This window comes from Streptomyces katrae, assembly GCF_000717655.1.
GTDB lineage: Bacteria > Actinomycetota > Actinomycetes > Streptomycetales > Streptomycetaceae > Streptomyces > Streptomyces katrae_B.
In genome coordinates this window covers 14,663-31,967 of record NZ_JNZY01000009.1, presented here as the reverse complement: position 1 = coordinate 31,967, position 17,305 = coordinate 14,663, and the positions used below count along the sequence as shown (strand labels likewise).

General features: G+C 71.9%; 13 protein-coding genes. 10 read left to right on the top strand and 3 right to left on the bottom strand.

Going from position 1 to position 17,305, the window contains the following annotated elements:
- The first annotated feature begins 7 nt into the window (after positions 1–7).
- The 4 genes from IF09_RS0112885 to IF09_RS0112870 all read left to right on the top strand — a co-directional run bounded on the left by IF09_RS0112885 (position 8) and on the right by IF09_RS0112870 (position 4,742).
- Positions 8–562 (top strand): GNAT family N-acetyltransferase, encoded by a 555-nt coding sequence (locus tag IF09_RS0112885; protein ID WP_030295058.1) that lies wholly within the window; start codon positions 8–10, stop codon positions 560–562.
- A gap of 103 nt (positions 563–665) precedes the next feature.
- Positions 666–1,250 carry a hypothetical protein gene (locus tag IF09_RS0112880; RefSeq protein WP_063607368.1) on the top strand — a complete coding sequence of 195 codons (585 nt, stop codon included), beginning with the start codon at positions 666–668 and terminating at the stop codon, positions 1,248–1,250.
- 190 nt (positions 1,251–1,440) lie between these two features.
- Positions 1,441–1,608 (top strand): hypothetical protein, encoded by a 168-nt coding sequence (locus IF09_RS46335; protein ID WP_168724336.1) that lies wholly within the window; start codon positions 1,441–1,443, stop codon positions 1,606–1,608.
- A gap of 80 nt (positions 1,609–1,688) precedes the next feature.
- Positions 1,689–4,742 (top strand): helix-turn-helix transcriptional regulator, encoded by a 3,054-nt coding sequence (locus tag IF09_RS0112870; protein ID WP_030295055.1) that lies wholly within the window; start codon positions 1,689–1,691, stop codon positions 4,740–4,742.
- Here IF09_RS0112870 and IF09_RS46330 read toward each other — a convergent pair.
- From IF09_RS46330 to IF09_RS0112855, 3 genes are all read right to left on the bottom strand, one after another.
- Positions 4,708–4,875, bottom strand: coding sequence for a DUF6191 domain-containing protein (locus tag IF09_RS46330; RefSeq protein WP_324606845.1), 168 nt, complete (start codon positions 4,873–4,875; stop codon positions 4,708–4,710). The genes IF09_RS0112870 and IF09_RS46330 overlap by 35 nt on opposite strands.
- A gap of 51 nt (positions 4,876–4,926) precedes the next feature.
- Entirely contained in the window at positions 4,927–6,153 is a 1,227-nt protein-coding gene (locus tag IF09_RS0112860; RefSeq protein ID WP_078613216.1) for a PQQ-dependent sugar dehydrogenase, read from the bottom strand.
- A 193-nt stretch (positions 6,154–6,346) separates the two neighbouring features.
- Positions 6,347–7,354: an aldo/keto reductase gene (locus tag IF09_RS0112855; protein ID WP_030295048.1), complete on the bottom strand. Its 1,008-nt coding sequence runs from the start codon at positions 7,352–7,354 to the stop codon at positions 6,347–6,349.
- A gap of 79 nt (positions 7,355–7,433) precedes the next feature.
- Between IF09_RS0112855 and IF09_RS0112850 the strand changes: the two genes are divergently transcribed.
- The 6 genes from IF09_RS0112850 to serA all read left to right on the top strand — a co-directional run bounded on the left by IF09_RS0112850 (position 7,434) and on the right by serA (position 17,210).
- A complete protein-coding gene (locus IF09_RS0112850) occupies positions 7,434–8,381 on the top strand; it encodes a 2-hydroxyacid dehydrogenase (protein ID WP_030295044.1) in 948 nt (315 codons plus the stop codon).
- Positions 8,382–8,663: 282 nt separating this feature from the next.
- Entirely contained in the window at positions 8,664–11,588 is a 2,925-nt protein-coding gene (locus IF09_RS0112845) for an EAL domain-containing protein (protein ID WP_037634736.1), read from the top strand.
- 204 nt (positions 11,589–11,792) lie between these two features.
- Positions 11,793–13,679, top strand: coding sequence for an acetolactate synthase large subunit (locus IF09_RS0112840; RefSeq protein ID WP_030295040.1), 1,887 nt, complete (start codon positions 11,793–11,795; stop codon positions 13,677–13,679).
- A 32-nt stretch (positions 13,680–13,711) separates the two neighbouring features.
- The gene (ilvN, locus tag IF09_RS0112835) at positions 13,712–14,236 is read left to right on the top strand and encodes an acetolactate synthase small subunit (protein WP_030295038.1); all 525 of its coding nucleotides are present in this window, start codon (positions 13,712–13,714) and stop codon (positions 14,234–14,236) included.
- Between the two features lie 108 nt (positions 14,237–14,344).
- Positions 14,345–15,346 carry a ketol-acid reductoisomerase gene (ilvC, locus tag IF09_RS0112830; RefSeq protein WP_030295036.1) on the top strand — a complete coding sequence of 334 codons (1,002 nt, stop codon included), beginning with the start codon at positions 14,345–14,347 and terminating at the stop codon, positions 15,344–15,346.
- Positions 15,347–15,620: 274 nt separating this feature from the next.
- A complete protein-coding gene (gene serA / locus IF09_RS0112825) occupies positions 15,621–17,210 on the top strand; it encodes a phosphoglycerate dehydrogenase (protein WP_030295034.1) in 1,590 nt (529 codons plus the stop codon).
- Positions 17,211–17,305 lie beyond the last annotated feature (95 nt).

The following is a 17,305-nucleotide window of genomic DNA, read 5'->3' as shown; positions in this document are numbered from 1 at the left end:
AAGCCGCATGTTCTCGATAGACCTCGCCGACGACGCCCAGCTGTTTCCGCTGGAGGTGTGGCACGCCGAGGAGTTCCTGGCGCACATGGACCGCGGCCGGGAGTTCATCGGCGAGCACATCGTCCTGGCCGACTACGTCACCGACCCCGACTCGGCGCGCGGCTTCCTCTCCACGTACGGGCAGAAGACGGCCGCCGACGGCGGGCGGATCTACGGCATCCGGGTCGGCGGCACCCTCGTCGGCGGGGTCCTCTTCCGGACCTTCGACGCCGAGTCGGGCAACTGCGAGGTCGGCTGCTGGCTGGAGCCGACGGCGGCCGGCCGGGGCCTGGTGACCAAGGCCTGCCGCATCCTGATCGACTGGGCCTTCCACGAGCGCGGCATGCACCGCGCCGAGTGGCACGCCTCCTCCGCCAACAAGAAGAGCCTCGCCGTCGCGGAGCGCCTCGGGATGACCCGCGAAGGCGTCCTGCGCGAGGCCTACCCGTACCGGGGCGTCCGCCAGAACACCGAGATCTGGGCCGTCCTCGCCCACGAGTGGCCGCCGGCCCCCACCGCCTGACACCACCCGCCGCGGCCCCGGTCCGGGGGCCGCGGCCGGCCCGGCCCGACCGCGGCGGCGCATTCTCAGAAACCTCTCAGACAAGCCGCCTACGGTGCCCCGCATGGACACCACGAAGACCGCCGACCCGACCGCTCCCGACGCGGAAACCGCCGAGCCCCAGGCCGCCGAGGCCACCGAGGCCAAGGCCGACCTCAAGGACGCCCCCGCCGCGGAGGCCGCCGAGGCCGCCCTCACCGACGAGGAGCTCGAGGACGGGTTCCAGGACGAGCTCGACGCCACCGAGAAGGCGTCCGACGGCGTCGGCGCCGCGGCCGGCGCCGTCGTCGCGGCCGGGCTCGGCCTCGTCGCCCTCAGCGGCAGCTGGGTCTCGCGCGTCATAGCCGAGCGCCAGACCCTCGTGGGCCAGATCGAGTCGGTCAACGCAGCCACCACCGAGGCGAAGATCCAGGCCCTGTACGGCGACGCCTGGCACATGACCGCCCTCGTCAACGGCGTCCTGTCCACGCTCGCGCTCCTCCTCGCCGTCTTCGTGCTGGCCCGCCCCGCCTTCGGCGCCCCCGGCCGCACCCTCCCGGCCTGGGTCCGCGCCGTCTCCTGGGCCGCCGTCGCGCTCGGCGCCCTGGGCGTGCTGCTCTTCGGCCTCATGTACTTCGACATCCTGGCTCCCCTCCCGAAGGCCGCCTAGGACCTCCGTTCCGTCGGCCTAGGACCCCCTCCTAGGCACTCCCGGTCCGACCCGGGGTCCTTCGGCCGCGGCCTAAGGACCCCCGCCCCGCACAGATGCGGCATGCGCCCGATGTGCCGGCACCCCCTGGGACGCGAATCTTGGATCACACCGAACGAGGTGCCGAGAAACGCAGACCAGGGAGCACGAGATGTTCGAGTACGAGATCGCCACCGCCCGCCGCGCCGACCTCATCCGCGAGGCCGACGCGTACCGCCGGGTCCAGGAGGCCAAGAAGGCGCGCCGTGCCTCCTCTCGCAGCCAGGAACCCGAAGGGCCGGTGAGCGGGCAGCGAAGCCGCTTCACCCGCGCCGCGTAGCCCGCGCCGCGAAACGCGTGGACCGGCACGTGATGAGGAGCGCACCGATAACGAGTGCCGTCGGCCCGGGATCCTGTGCGATGCTCGGCGACGTGGAGACCAGATCTGTCAGCCCGGTGTTCGTCGGCCGAGCCGACGAACTGGCCGTACTCACCGACGCATTGGCGCGCGCCGCCGGCCAGGAGCCGCAGGCGATGCTCATCGGGGGCGAGGCCGGGGTCGGAAAGACCCGCCTCACCGAGGAGTTCCTCTGCGAGGCGGCCCGCCGCGGTGCGGTCGTGGCCGTCGGAGGCTGTGTGGAAATCGGGGCGGAGGGACTTCCCTTCGCCCCGTTTTCGACGGCCCTGCGCACCCTGCACCGCCAGCTCCCGGGGGAGTTGGCGGCCGCGGCCGCAGGCCAGGAGGACGAACTCGCCCGGATCCTTCCCGAACTGGGTGACACCCCCCGCGGGCCGCACGACGAGGAGAGCACCGCGCGGCTCTTCGAACTGACGGCCCGGATGCTGGAGCGGCTCGCCGCCGACCGCACGGTCGTCCTCGTCCTGGAGGACCTGCACTGGGCGGACACCTCCACCCGGCACCTGCTCTCCTACCTCTTCCGCACCCTCGCCAGTGGCCGGCTCGTCGTCGTCGCCACCTACCGGGCCGACGACGTCCACCGCCGCCACCCGTTGCGCCCGCTGCTCGCCGAGCTGGACCGGCTCCGCACCGTCCAGCGCATCGAACTGCCCCGCTTCAACCGGGCCGAGGTGCGCCGCCAGCTCGCCGGCATCCTCGCCGCACAGCCAGACGAGGCCTTCGTGGACTCCGTCTTCGACCGCTCCGACGGCAACGCCTTCTTCGTCGAGGAACTCGCCGCCTGCCGGGAGAGCGGCTGCCGCGCCGGACTCACCGAGTCCCTGCGCGACCTGCTGCTCGTCCGCGTCGAGGTGCTGCCGGACGCCGCCCAGCGCGTGGTGCGCATCGTCGCCGAGGGCGGGTCCACCGTGGAGTACCCGCTGCTGCGCGCCGTCGCCGGACTGACGGAGGACGAGCTGATCGAGGCCCTGCGGGCCGCCGTCGGCGCCAACATCCTCCTCGCCACCTCCGACGGGGACGGCTACCGCTTCCGCCACTCGCTGGTCCGCGAGGCCGTCAGCGACGACCTGCTGCCCGGCGAGCGCGCCCGCGTCAACCGCCGCTACGCCGAGGCCATGGAGGCCGACGGCTCGCTGATCCGCGCCGAGGAGCGGGTCATCCGGCTGGCCAGCTACTGGTACCACGCCAACGACGCCGCCAAGGCGCTGCCCGCCGTCCTCGCCGCCTCGGTGACCGCCCGTCGCCGGCACGCCTACTCCGAACAGCTGCGGCTGCTGGAGCGGGCGTCGGACCTGTGGGAGAGCGCGCCGGAGGAGGTGCGCGAGACGCTGCGCCCGGTGGACTACACCGATGTGTACCCTCCGTGCGGCTGTGACCCGGCCACCACCCCGCTGCAGCGGCTCGACCTGCTGGCGGAGGCGACCGTCGCCGCCCGCTTCGGCGGCGAGCGCGAACACGCCCTGAAGATCACCAAGACGGCGCTGCGGCTGCTGGAGGAGGACCAGGACCCGCTGCGCGCCGCCTGGTTCTGGACCGAGCGTTCCCGGCTCGTCGCCAGCCTGGCCCGCGGCGACGGCTGGGAGGAGCTCGCCAAGGCCCAGCAGCTCGTCAAGGGGCTGCCCCCGTCCCAGGTGCACGCCGAGGTCCTGGTCAGGGCCGCGGGCTGGGGCATGCTCCACAACCCCGGACCGGGCAACATCGAGGCCGCGGAACGAGCCGTCGACTACGCCCGGATGCTCGGGGCCGAGGAGATCGAGCTCAACGCCCGTATCACGGTGGGCTGCCTGCTCACCGACTCCGGCGAAGCCGACCACGGCCTCGCCGAGATGCAGGCGGTCCGGGAGCGGGCCACGGAACTGGGGCTCGCCATGCTGGCGGGACGTGCACATATCAACCTCACCTCTCAGCTGGAAAGCATGGGCCGGTCCCACGAAGCCGTGGAACTGGCCGAACAAGGGGTCGAACTCGTCAAGAAGTCCCGGCTGCTGGACACCGAGGCGTGGCTCAGCGGGAACATGGCGGAGAGCCTGTACAACCTCGGCCGCTGGGACGAGGCCGCCGAAGCCGCCCGGCGCGCCCTGAGCGTCGGCCAGAGCGCGGCCCCGCGCGGCTCCGCCTCCGCACGGCTGTCCTACCTGGCCCTGGCGCGCGGCGAGATGACCGAGGCGACCGGCCGGCTCGCCGCCGCCCACGCCCACTTCGGCACCCACGACAGCCAGCCCCAGCACCGCATACCGCTCTACCGCCTCGCGGTCGGCGTGGCCGCAGGGGAGGGCCGGATAGCCGACGTCCGCGCGGAGGTCGCCGAGGCGGTCGCCCACGGCTTCCCGCTCGGCCACCACCGCTACGCCTGGCCGCTGCTGCTCGCCGCCGCCTCCGCCGAGGCGGACGCCCGGGGACTCCCGGTCGCCGACGCCGGCCGCGAAGCCGCCCTGGACGTGCTCCGCGGCGCCGCCCGCGCCCTGGCCACCCCGGTGCCGGTGTGGACCGCCCACGCCGAGTTCTTCCGCGCCGAGCTGCTGCGCGCCGAGGACCGGGACACCGCCGACGACTGGGCCGCCGTCGAGCAGGCCGTCCGCCCGCTGGAGCGCCCGTACCTGCTGGCCCGCGCCCGCCACCGGCTTGCCGAGGCCCTGCTGGCCTCCGGCGGCTGCCGCGAGACCGCCGCCGTCCTGATCCGCGAGGCCTACGCCACCGCGGACCGGCTCGGCTCCCGCAGGCTCCGCGAGGACCTGGCCCTGCTCGGCCAGCGCGCCCGGCTCCCGCTCACCGAGGCCGACACACCCGCGGCCCTGCCCGCACCGGACACCGACCCCGTCGAGGCCCTCGGCCTGACCAGCCGCGAGCGCGACGTACTGCGCCTGGTCGCTGCCGGCCACAGCAACCGCCAGATTGCCGAGGAGCTCTTCATCTCCCCGAAGACGGCCAGCGTGCACGTCTCGAACATCCTGGCCAAGCTGGGCGTCGCTGGCCGCGGCGAAGCGGCGGCCCTCGCCCACCGGCTCCGGCTGTTCGCGCCCCTCAGTCCTGCGGGGGCTGCTCGGCCGGGCGTATGAGCACCTTCCCGGAGTCCAGGTCTATCGGACCGCGTCCCGGATCGCCGTCGTTGACATCGGTCCGGGACAGCTCCAGCCGCTTCTTCTCCTCGTCCGTGTGCTTGCGACCCGGGTTGAACAGCTCCTCGATCATGTTGAACACCGCGCCCACCGTGCCTTCCGCCCCCCCACCGGGGACCCGTGGTTACCGCACCGTCAGTGTCAGGATCCTGTCGTCGCCCGCCTCCGGCGATCCGCGCCCGTCCGTCTCGCTCGTGACCAGCAGCAATCTGTCCCCGCCGAGGGCGATCACCGTACGCAGCCGGCCGTACTTCCCCGTCAGGAAGGCCTCCGGCTCGGCCACCGGAGCGGCCCCGGCCAGCGGGATCCGCCACAGCCGCTCGCCCTTGAGCCCCGCCATCCACACCGATCCCTGCGCCCAGGCGATCCCGCTCGGCGAGGCCTCGTCGGTCTTCCACACGGCCACCGGATCACGCAGCCCGGGCTTGCCCGCCCTCCCCTCGGCCTCTGGCCAGCCGTAGTTGGCGCCGGGCTCGATCAGATTCAGCTCGTCCCAGGTGTTCTGGCCGAACTCGGCCGCCCACAGCCGTTTGTCCTTGTCCCAGGCCAGGCCCTGCACATTGCGGTGCCCGTAGGAATAGACGACGGAGTCGGCCTCCGGATTCCCGTGCACCGGCTGCCCGTCCGGGGTCATCCGCAGGATCTTGCCGCCCAGCGACTTCTTGTCCTGCGCGAGCCCGGTGTCGCCGGTCTCGCCCGTTCCCGCGTAGAGCATCTTGTCCGGGCCGAAGGCGATCCGGCCGCCGTTGTGGACCAGGCCCTTGGGGATGCTCCGGAACACCGTGTCCGGCGCGCCCAGTTGCTGACCCGGGTCCCTCTGCTCGTCGTAGCGCATCCGGGCGATGCGGTTGTCGGACTCCGTCGTGAAGTACGCGTACACCAGCCGGTCCGAGGCGAACGCGGGCGACAGCGCGAGCCCCAGCAGCCCGCCCTCCCCGCCCGGGGCCACCCCGGGCACCTTGCCGATCGGCGTCACCCGGCCCGTGGCCGCCGCGACCCTGCTGATCGTTCCCTTGTCCCGCGAGGCGACCAGCAGGTCCCCGTCGGGCAGCGGGGCCACCCCCCACGGCGACTCCAGGTCCTTGGCGATCTCGCCCGCCACCGTCACGGAGCCCTTCGCAGGCGGCGGGGCGGCTTCCGAGGAGCCGGACGCGGAGCCTGCCGGGCCGGCCGCCGACGGTGTGGGTGCCGCGCGGGGTGGTGAGGTGCCCGCCTTGCTGCCGGGGGCGCCCGCCGGTGCGCAGCCCGCCGCCAGCAGAGCCCCGCATCCGGCCAGGGCGAATGCCGCCAGCACTCCACGGGTCCGGGGGCGCGGGCCCTCGTACAGCTTGTGCGCCTGTCCGTATCGCATCGTCCTGCTCCCCTCCGGTGCTGCGATCGTGCCTTTCCTCTGTCTCAACAGCTGCGGCAGTTCCCGAAGTTCCACCGCTCGTACACCCGATCGAGTGGTTGTCGCGGTGCCGGCCACGACCCCGCAACCGGCCACGACCCCGGAGCCGGCCACGGCCGGGCACCCGGCCACGGCTCCGGTCCCGGTCCCCTGCTCAGTCCCAGGCTCCCACCGCCGCCGGCAGCGCCGCGATCTCGGCCAGGTCCCCGGCCGTCAGCCGGACCTGCGCCGCCGCTGCGTTCTCCGCCGCCCAGTGCGCCCGGTCGGCCCCCGGCACCGGCACGACCTGCGGCCCCTGCGCCAGCACCCACGCAAGCGCCACCTGCGCCGCCGTCACCTGTGGCCCGTGCCGCCGTGCCACCCGCCGCAGCCCCGCCACCAGCACCTGGTTCGCCGCCATCGACTCCGCCGTGAACCGTGGATGCCGCGCCCGTACGTCCTCCCACTCGAAGCCCGCGCCCGGCCTGAGCGTCCCCGTCAGGAACCCGCTGCCCAGCGGCATCGCAGCCAGGAACCCCACCCCGCGCGCCGCACACCACGGCAGCAGCTGCCGCGCCGCCTCCGGGGACCACACCGACAGCTCCGCCTGCACCGCGCTCACCGGGAACACCTGCTGGACCCGCTCCAGGTGCCCCAAGGTCACCCGGTACGCCCGGTCCCCGCGCCGCCCCGCGCCCGGCCCGGCACCCGCGCCCAGCGTGCAGAACCCGAGCGCCCGCACCTTCCCGGCCCCCACCAGCTCCGCCATGGCCCCCCAGGTCTCCTCCACCGGGACGTCCGGATCCACCCGGTGCAGCTGGTAGAGGTCTATGACGTCCGTCCGCAGCCGCCGCAGCGAGGCGTCGCAGGCCCGCCGCATGTAACCGGGCCGCCCGTCCGCCACCACGTGCTGCTCGCCCGCCCGCAGCCCCACCTTGGCGGACACGAACGCCTCCGACCGCCGCTCCCGCAGCACCCGCCCCAGCAGCAGCTCATTGGTGAACGGCCCGTACAGGTCGGCGGTGTCCAGCAGGTTCGCCCCCAGGTCCAGCGCGGTGTGCACCGTGGCCAGCGACTCCTCACCGCGGCGCCGCGAGGGCGCGTACGCCCAGCTCATCGGCATGCACCCGAGCCCGACGGCGCCCACCGCCAGCGCTCCCGCCCCGATCGACCTGCGCTCCACCCGTGCGTCCCCCTCCCGGTCCGGCAAACAAACTAACGGCTTGATCAGGATCCTTCGGCCTTGGCATAGCCTCGTGATCATGACTGCAAAGACAGCGGACGTCTGGCTCCCGTTCCCCGCCGAGGAGGTCGAGGGCCTCCCCGACACCTTCCGCTACCGCCACTGGGACGGTGAGGACACCTTCCCGGCCGATCCGGCCGCCTGCGTCTTCTACGTCACCCCGTACATGAAGTCCTCCGAGGTCACCCTGCGCCCGCTGGCCGGCATGCCGGACCTCGAGGTCGTGCAGACGCTGACCGCGGGCATCGACCACGTCCTGGGCGGCCTCGACCTCCTGCACCCCGGCGTACGGCTGTGCAACGCGCGCGGCGTCCACGAGGCGAGCACCGCCGAGCTGGCGCTCACCCTCGCCCTCGCCTCGCTGCGCGGCATCCCCGGCATGGTGCGCGGCCAGGACCGCGAGGAGTGGCGAGGAGGCTTCTACGACGCCCTCGCCGACAAGTCCGTACTGATCGTCGGGTACGGGTCGATCGGCGCGGCCATCGAGGACCGGCTCGCGCCCTTCGAGTGCGCGCGGGTCACACGGGTCGCACGCTCGGCGCGCACCACCGTGCGCGGGCCGGTGCACGCGCACGCCGAACTGCCCCGGCTCCTCCCGGAGGCCGACGTGGTCATCCTCTCCACGCCGCTGACCGACGCGACCCGAGGGCTGGCCGACGCCGCCTTCCTCGCCCGGATGAAGGACGGCGCCCTGCTGGTGAACGTGGCGCGCGGCCCCGTCGTCGACACCGCCGCGCTGCTGGCGGAGCTGGAGTCGGACCGGCTGCGCGCGGCACTCGACGTCACCGATCCGGAACCGCTGCCCGCCGGCCATCCGCTCTGGCATGCTCCGAATGTCCTGATCACGCCTCACGTCGGCGGCAGCAGCACGGCGTTCGCGCCGCGGGCGAAGCGCCTGGTGGTCCGCCAGCTGCACCGCTTCGCCGCCGGGGAGCCCGTCGAGAACACGGTCCTGATCACCGGGTGACGCGCTGTGCGCACGCTCCGCATCCGTCCGGACGCGCACAGTGGCCACAACTCCCCGCGTGGTAACGGAGAGTAGACCATCTATGTCCCTGAGTGACGAAAGTGGTGTATCGTCCGGAACAAGGGGCTGCAGCGCTTTCGTCTGGCGCTGGGGAGTGATCGGACACTTTGGGGGGCGACGGGCGATGCACGGCCAATGGACGAAAGATCCGATGCGGCACAGCCGCCGGAGGCGGCGCTGCCGGGACTGGGCCGCGCCGGAACCAGCCGGCGAGGGGGACCGGTGACCGCCTCGGGGGCGGCACTGCTGACCAGGCAGCCCGTCCCGGGCGGCGGCGGCAGGAGCCTGGCGATGCAGTTCCTTCTCGCCGTGGTCAGCGGCGGGTACGCCGTCGGTGCCGCCCTCGGCTGGGGCTCCGAGGAACTCGCCGAGATCATGGGCGACTTCGGTCTCAGCGCCGCCGCGCTACTCGCCGCCGTCTCCTGCTACACCTACGCACGGGTGATCGACAGCCGCGAGCGCCCGGCCTGGCTGCTCTTCGCGTTCTCCTCCCTCATGGGGGCCTGCGGCAATGCCGTCTGGGGCTGGTACGAGGTGGTCCTCGGCGAGGCCGTGCCGAAGCCGTCGGTCGCCGACTTCGCCTTCCTCTGCTTCGCGCCGCCCGCCATCGTCGGCCTGCTCGTCCTCGCCAAACGCCCGGTCACCCGGGCCGGCTGGGTCTGCCTCGGGCTCGACTCCTGGCTCATCGGCGGCTCCCTGCTCACGCTGTCCTGGAGCCTGGCCCTCGCGCACGCGGCGCGCACCGCCCAGTCCGGGGCCCCCGGCAGCGTCCCGCGGGCCGCGCTCTCACTCGCCTACCCGCTGCTGGACATCGCGCTCGTCTCCATGGTGCTGGTCCTGCACTTCCGGCGCTCCGAGGCCAACCGCTCGGCCGTCAACACCGCCATCGCGGCCCTGGCCCTGACCGTGCTCAGCGACGCCCTGTTCACCTCGCCGCTGCTGAGCGCCGAGTACCAGTCCGGGCAGCTGCTCGACGCCGGCTGGTTCGCCGGCTCGCTGCTGCTCGCGTACGCACCCTGGGGCGCCCGGCGCATGCATCCGGACCCGGGGATGCCGGGGCTCCCGCGCGCCGACCGCCCGGTCAGCCGCCCCATCACCGGCTCGCTGCCCGCGCTCACGCCGTACCTCGCGGCGGCCGTCTGCACCCTGGGCATCCTGTACAACGTGGTGGACGGCCGGAAGGTGGACCGGGTCGTCGTCTTCACCGGCTGCACGGTCGTGCTCGCCCTCGTCATCCGGCAGGGCATCATGCTCGTCGACAACATCGCGCTGACGCAGGAACTGGCCCAGAAGGAGAACCACTTCCGCTCCCTGGTCCAGGGCTCCAGCGACGTCATCATGATCGCCGCGCCCACCGGGACCCTGCGCTACGTCAGCCCCGCGGCGGCCGGGGTCTACGGGCGCGAGGCCGAGGAGCTCGTCGGCACCGAGCTCGCCACCCTGATCCACCCGCACGACCTGGGCCGGGTGGTCCACGAGGTACGCCGCTTCCTCGCCGCACCGCCCGCCGAGGAGCCGACCACCCGCATCGAGTGCCGCTTCAAGTCGGGCAGCGGTGAATGGCTCAACGTGGAGTCGACCGTCAACCGCCACCAGGGCGGCCTCATCCTCAACAGCCGGGACGTCACCGAGCGGGTCCGCCTCCAGGCGCAGCTCCAGCACAGCGCCGAGCACGATCCGCTGACGGACCTGCCCAACCGGGCGCTGTTCACCCGCCGGGTCCGCCAGGCCCTGACCGGGCGGCGCGCGGGGGACCACAGCACCGCCGTGCTCTTCATCGACCTCGACGGGTTCAAGGCGGTCAACGACACCATCGGCCACCAGGCCGGCGACGAGCTGCTCATCGAGGCCGCGCGCAGGCTCCAGGACTCGGTGCGCGCCGGGGACACCGCGGCCCGCCTCGGCGGGGACGAGTTCGCGGCGCTGATCCTGGGCGACGGCAGCCGCGACCGCAGTGCCCGCGAGTACCAGGTGCACGAGATCGCGGACCGGCTGCGCACCACCCTGTCCCAGCCGTACCGGATCGGCGGCAGCGAGGTGCGGGTCGCCGCCAGCATCGGCGTGGCCTTCGCCGACCCCGGCATCACCCCTTCGGACCTGATGCGCAACGCGGATCTCGCGATGTACCGCGCCAAGGCGGGCGGCAAGGACCGGGTCGAGCTGTACGCGCCCCAGATGCAGGCCGAGGTCGTACGGAAGGCGGAGCTCGCCGGGCGGCTGCGCACCGCGCTGCACGACGGGGAGTTCACCCTGCTGCACCAGCCCGTGGTCTCGCTGGCGACCGGCGAGGTCACGGCCGTGGCGGCGCAGGCCCGCTGGCGCTCGGCCCAGGGAATCCTGTTCACCCCGGCGGAATTCCTCCGGGTGGCCGAGTACAGCGAGGGTGCGGCGGCAGGGCCGGACGGGCGCGGCGGGCTCCCCGGAGGGACGCCCACCCGGGCCGCCGAGCTGGGGCGCTGGCTGCTGGAGGAGGCCGTGGGGCAGGCCGCCGAGCGACACCGGATCGGGCACGACGTACCGGTGGCCGTCCGGATGAGCGCGCAGCGGCTGCTGGAAATGGGGACGGGGGCAGCCGGGGGAGCCGGGCAGCCCGGCTCCGTGGACGCCCTGCTGAACCGGCACGGGCTGCCGCCCGGGGCTCTGGTGATCGAACTGGCCGACAGCGATCCCAGGGTGCCCTTCGACGAGCTGGAGCGGCGCCTGGCGGCCCTGCGCCGGCTCGGCGTCCTGGTCGCCCTGGACGGGTTCGGCAGCGGCTACGCGGCCATCAGCGCCCTGCGCCGGCTCCCCGTGGACATCTTGAAGCTGGACAGGGGCCTGGTCGAGGGTGTGGTCGAGTCCGCCCGACTCCACAAGATCACCGCTGGTTTGTTGCGCATTGCAAATGATTTGGGCATGCAGTCGGTGGCCGACGGGGTCGACCTCCCCGAGCAGGTCATGGCGCTGCGCGCGGTGGGCTGCACGCATGGCCAGGGAGCGGCCTTTTCCGGCCCGCTCGACGAGTACAGGCTGCGCCGCGCGCTCGTGCGCGGTACGTTCCCAGTACCGGGCGGGGCGGCCCAGCCCGCCCTGGCCGGTGGTCCGTCCGGGGGCTCGATGGCCATCCGCAGAGGCTCACATAATGAGACGCCCGTCCCACCCACTTGACATCCCCCTCCCGCCGGAGGGAGGGTCAGTGCCATGCGCACCCGAATTCTCGTACTTGGAAAGCGCGTCGGCTGAAGCTGGGACCTGCATGTCCCCGCTCCGCACACCCGACGCGCTCCCCTCGCTTGCCTCCTGGCACGAGGGGTTTTTTGTTGCACTGGCACACCTTCGAATCCTCGTAAAACCCTCAGCCTCGAGAAGAGAATGCCGATGACCGAGCAGGCCACCGGGGCCCACCATCCGCAGCCGCGGCCCCGTTCCGGCGGACACCAGACCGCCGCAGTTGAGCACGTCACGGGTGCGCAGTCCCTCATCCGCTCGCTCGAAGAGGTGGGGTGCGACACCATCTTCGGTATCCCGGGCGGGGCCATCCTCCCGGCGTACGACCCGATGATGGACAGCACCAAGGTGCGCCACATCCTGGTCCGCCACGAGCAGGGAGCCGGCCACGCTGCGACCGGCTATGCGCAGGCCACCGGCAAGGTGGGTGTCTGCATGGCCACCTCCGGCCCGGGCGCCACCAACCTGGTCACCCCGATCGCCGACGCGCACATGGACTCCGTGCCGCTCGTCGCGATCACCGGCCAGGTCTCCTCCAAGGCCATCGGCACCGACGCCTTCCAGGAGGCGGACATCGTCGGCATCACGATGCCGATCACCAAGCACAACTTCCTGGTCACCAAGGCCGAGGACATCCCGAGGACGATCGCCGAGGCCTTCCACATCGCCTCCACCGGCCGTCCCGGCCCTGTCCTGGTCGACATCGCCAAGGACGCCCTGCAGGCGAAGACCACCTTCACGTGGCCGCCCTCGCAGGACCTCCCGGGCTACCGGCCGGTCACCAAGCCGCACGCCAAGCAGATCCGCGAGGCCGCCAAGCTCATCTGCCAGGCCAAGCGCCCGGTCCTGTACGTCGGCGGCGGCGTCATGAAGTCCGGCGCGACCGCCGAACTGAAGGTCCTGGCCGAGCTGACCGGCGTCCCGGTCACCACCACGCTGATGGCGCTGGGTTCCTTCCCCGACAGCCACCCGCTGCACGTGGGCATGCCGGGCATGCACGGTGCGGTCACCGCCGTCACCGCCCTGCAGAAGTCGGACCTGCTGATCGCGCTCGGCACCCGCTTCGACGACCGCGTCACCGGCAAGCTGGACAGCTTCGCCCCGTTCGCCAAGGTCATCCACGCGGACATCGACCCGGCCGAGATCGGCAAGAACCGCGAGGTCGACGTCCCGATCGTCGGTGACGCCCGCGAGGTCATCGCCGACCTGATCCAGGCGGTCCAGGCCGAGCACACCGAGGGCAACGCCGGGGACTACTCCGCCTGGTGGAAGGACCTCACCCGCTGGCGCGAAACCTACCCGCTGGGCTACGAGACCCCCGCGGACGGCATGCTCTCGCCGCAGCAGGTCATCCAGCGCATCGGCGAACTCGCGCCCGAGCACACCATCTACGCGGCCGGCGTCGGCCAGCACCAGATGTGGGCCTCGCACTTCGTCAACTACGAGGAGCCCCGCACCTGGCTGAACTCCGGCGGCGCCGGAACCATGGGCTACGCGGTCCCGGCCGCGATGGGCGCCAAGGTCGGCATGCCGGACCGCACGGTCTGGGCGATCGACGGTGACGGCTGCTTCCAGATGACCAATCAGGAACTGGTCACCTGCGCGCTGAACAATATCCCGATCAAGGTCGCGATCATCAACAACGGTGCGCTGGGCATGGTCCGCCAGTGGCAGACCCTGTTCTACAACCAGCGGTACTCCAACACCGTTCTGCACGCGGAAGAGACCGGCCACGACACCGTCGGCTCCCAGCTCGGCGAGTCCACCGCCCCCCGCAAGGGCACCCGCGTCCCGGACTTCGTCAAGCTGTCCGAGGCCATGGGCTGCGTGGCGCTGCGCTGCGAGGACCCGGCCGACCTGGACAAGGTCATCGCCGAGGCCAATGCGATCAACGACCGTACCGTCGTGATCGACTTCATCGTCCACGAGGACGCCATGGTGTGGCCGATGGTCGCCGCCGGCACCTCCAACGACGAGGTCATGGCAGCCCGGGGCGTCCGTCCCGACTTCGGCGACAACGAAGACGACTGAGCCGAGAGAGCCTGAGAGAGAGAACGACTCACATGTCCAAGCACACGCTCTCCGTCCTGGTCGAGAACACGCCCGGCATCCTCGCCCGGATCGCCGCGCTGTTCTCCCGCCGCGGGTTCAACATCGACTCCCTCGCGGTCGGCGTCACCGAGCACCCCGACATCTCGCGCATCACCATCGTCGTGAACGTCGAGGACCTCCCGCTGGAGCAGGTGACCAAGCAGCTGAACAAGCTGGTCAACGTGCTCAAGATCGTCGAGCTGGAGCCGCACAACGCCATCGAACGCGAACTCGTTCTGGTGAAGGTCCGGGCCGACAACGAGACCCGGTCCCAGATCATCGAGATCGTCCAGCTGTTCCGCGCCAAGACGGTCGACGTCTCCCCGGAGGCCGTCACCATCGAGGCCACCGGCGGTACCGAGAAGCTCGGCGCCATGCTCAAGATGCTGGAGCCGTTCGGCATCAAGGAGCTCGTGCAGTCCGGCACGATCGCCATAGGGCGCGGCGGCCGGTCCATCACGGACCGCAGCCTGCGCGCGCTCGACCGCAGCGCCTGAGCAACACCCTGACGTCGCGTTGCCTCTCGCATCGCGAGACCAGGAAACTTCCTCCCCGTTCCCCGCCGTACGGTGGGAGCAACACCAGCGCACCAAGGAGATATCCCAGTGGCCGAGCTGTTCTACGAGAACGACGCCGACCTGTCCATCATTCAGGGCCGCAAGGTCGCGGTCATCGGCTACGGCAGCCAGGGCCACGCCCACGCGCTGTCGCTGCGTGACTCCGGCGTCGACGTCGTCGTCGGCCTGAAGGAGGGCTCGAAGTCCAAGGCCAAGGCCGAGGAGCAGGGTCTGAAGGTCGTCTCCGTGTCGGAGGCCGCCGCGTGGGCCAACGTCATCATGATCCTGACCCCGGACCCGCTGCAGGCCGAGATCTACGAGGAGTCCATCAAGGAGCACCTCGAGGAGGGCGACGCGCTCTTCTTCGGCCACGGCTTCAACGTCCGCTACGGCTTCATCAAGCCCCCGGCCAACGTGGACGTCGCCCTGGTCGCCCCGAAGGGCCCGGGTCACCTGGTCCGCCGCCAGTACGAGGAAGGCCGCGGCGTGCCCTGCATCGCCGCCGTCGAGCAGGACTTCTCCGGCAGCGCCTTCGCCCTCGCGCTCTCCTACGCGGCCGGCATCGGCGGCACCCGTGCCGGCGTCATCAAGACCACCTTCACCGAGGAGACCGAGACCGACCTGTTCGGTGAGCAGGCCGTCCTCTGCGGTGGCGCCTCCGCCCTGGTCAAGGCCGGTTTCGAGACCCTGACCGAGGCCGGCTACCAGCCGGAGATCGCGTACTTCGAGTGCCTGCACGAGCTGAAGCTCATCGTGGACCTCATGTACGAGGGCGGCCTGGAGAAGATGCGCTGGTCGGTCTCCGAGACCGCCGAGTGGGGCGACTACATCACCGGCCCCCGCATCATCACCGACGCCACCAAGGCCGAGATGAAGAAGGTCCTCGCCGAGATCCAGAGCGGCGAGTTCGCCAACACCTGGATGGCCGAGTACAAGGCCGGCCTGCCGAAGTACAACGAGTACAAGAAGGCCGACGAGGCACACCTGCTCGAGACCACCGGCAAGAAGCTGCGCAAGCTGATGAGCTGGGTCGACAGCGACGAGAGCTGATGTCGCCGCGGGGGCCGGGGCGCGCACCGCCCCGGCCCCGCGGTGCACCACCGGTTCGGCGGAATGCGGACCTTCTCCGGCGCAGGGTTGTCCACCCCGGCCAACCCCGGACGGGTGATCCTTCCGTACAGGCGGAATTCCGGCCACGATCCGCCACTACACTGCTCAACACAACGCGTCAGGCCCACAGTGTCGTGCGTCTTCCACGCGGCTACCCCCTCCACCGCCTGCGGCCGTCGGGACGGCCGTCCGCACTGGACTTGTGAGGACCCACGTGAGCTCGAAACCTGTCGTACTCATCGCCGAAGAGCTGTCGCCCGCCACGGTGGACGCGCTCGGCCCGGACTTCGAGATCCGGCACGTCAACGGAGCCGACCGCGCGGAGCTGCTCCCCGCGATCGTGGACGTCGACGCCATCCTCGTGCGCTCCGCGACCAAGGTCGACGCGGAGGCCATCGCCGCCGCCCGGAAGCTGAAGGTCGTCGCCCGCGCCGGTGTCGGCCTCGACAACGTCGACGTCTCCTCGGCCACCAAGGCCGGCGTGATGGTCGTGAACGCCCCGACCTCCAACATCGTGACCGCCGCCGAGCTCGCCTGCGGCCTGCTCGTCGCCACGGCCCGCAACATCCCGCAGGCCAACACCGCCCTGAAGAACGGCGAGTGGAAGCGGAACAAGTACACGGGCGTCGAGCTCAGCGAGAAGACCCTCGGTGTCGTCGGCCTCGGCCGCATCGGCGTCCTGGTCGCCCAGCGCATGTCGGCCTTCGGCATGAAGATCGTCGCGTACGACCCGTACGTACAGCCCGCGCGCGCCGCCCAGATGGGCGTCAAGATGCTGACGCTGGACGAGCTCCTCGAGGTCGCCGACTTCATCACCGTGCACCTGCCCAAGACCCCCGAGACCCTCGGTCTCATCGGGGACGAGGCCCTGCACAAGGTCAAGCCCTCCGTCCGCATCGTCAACGCCGCGCGCGGCGGGATCGTCGACGAGGCCGCGCTGTACTCGGCCCTCAAGGAGGGCCGCGTCGCCGGCGCCGGCCTCGACGTGTACGCGAAGGAGCCCTGCACGGACTCCCCGCTCTTCGAGCTCGACCAGGTCGTCTGCACCCCGCACCTCGGCGCGTCCACGGACGAGGCCCAGGAGAAGGCCGGTATCGCGGTCGCCAAGTCGGTGCGCCTCGCGCTGGCCGGTGAGCTCGTACCGGACGCGGTCAACGTGCAGGGCGGCGTCATCGCCGAGGACGTCCGTCCGGGCCTGCCGCTCGCCGAGAAGCTCGGCCGCATCTTCACCGCCCTCGCGGGCGAGGTCGCGGTCCGCCTCGACGTCGAGGTGTGCGGCGAGATCACCCAGCACGACGTCAAGGTGCTGGAGCTCTCCGCCCTCAAGGGTGTCTTCGAGGACGTCGTCGACGAGACGGTCTCCTACGTCAACGCCCCGCTGTTCGCCCAGGAGCGCGGCGTCGAGGTTCGCCTGACGACCAGCTCGGAGTCCCCGGACCACCGCAACGTGGTGACCGTGCGCGGCACCCTGTCGGACGGCCAGGAGATCTCGGTCTCCGGCACCCTCGTCGGCCCGAAGCACCTGCAGAAGATCGTCGGCATCGGCGAGTACGACGTGGACCTGGCGCTCGCCGACCAGATGCTCGTGCTGCGCTACACCGACCGCCCGGGCGTGGTCGGCACCGTCGGCCGCATCCTCGGCGAGGCCGGCCTGAACATCGCGGGCATGCAGGTCGCCCGCGCCGAGGAGGGCGGCGAGGCGCTCGGCGTCCTCACGGTCGACGCGGAGGTCCCGGTGAACGTCGTCGCGGAGATCGCCGCCGAGATCGGCGCCGTCTCGGCGCGTACGGTCAGCCTCGACTGAACTCCGTAGCGGGCGGCTGCCGCCGGTAGCCGCGCACGCAACAGACGAAGGGCCCGGGGAGTTCCCCGGGCCCTTCGCCGTGTTCCGCCGCTGCT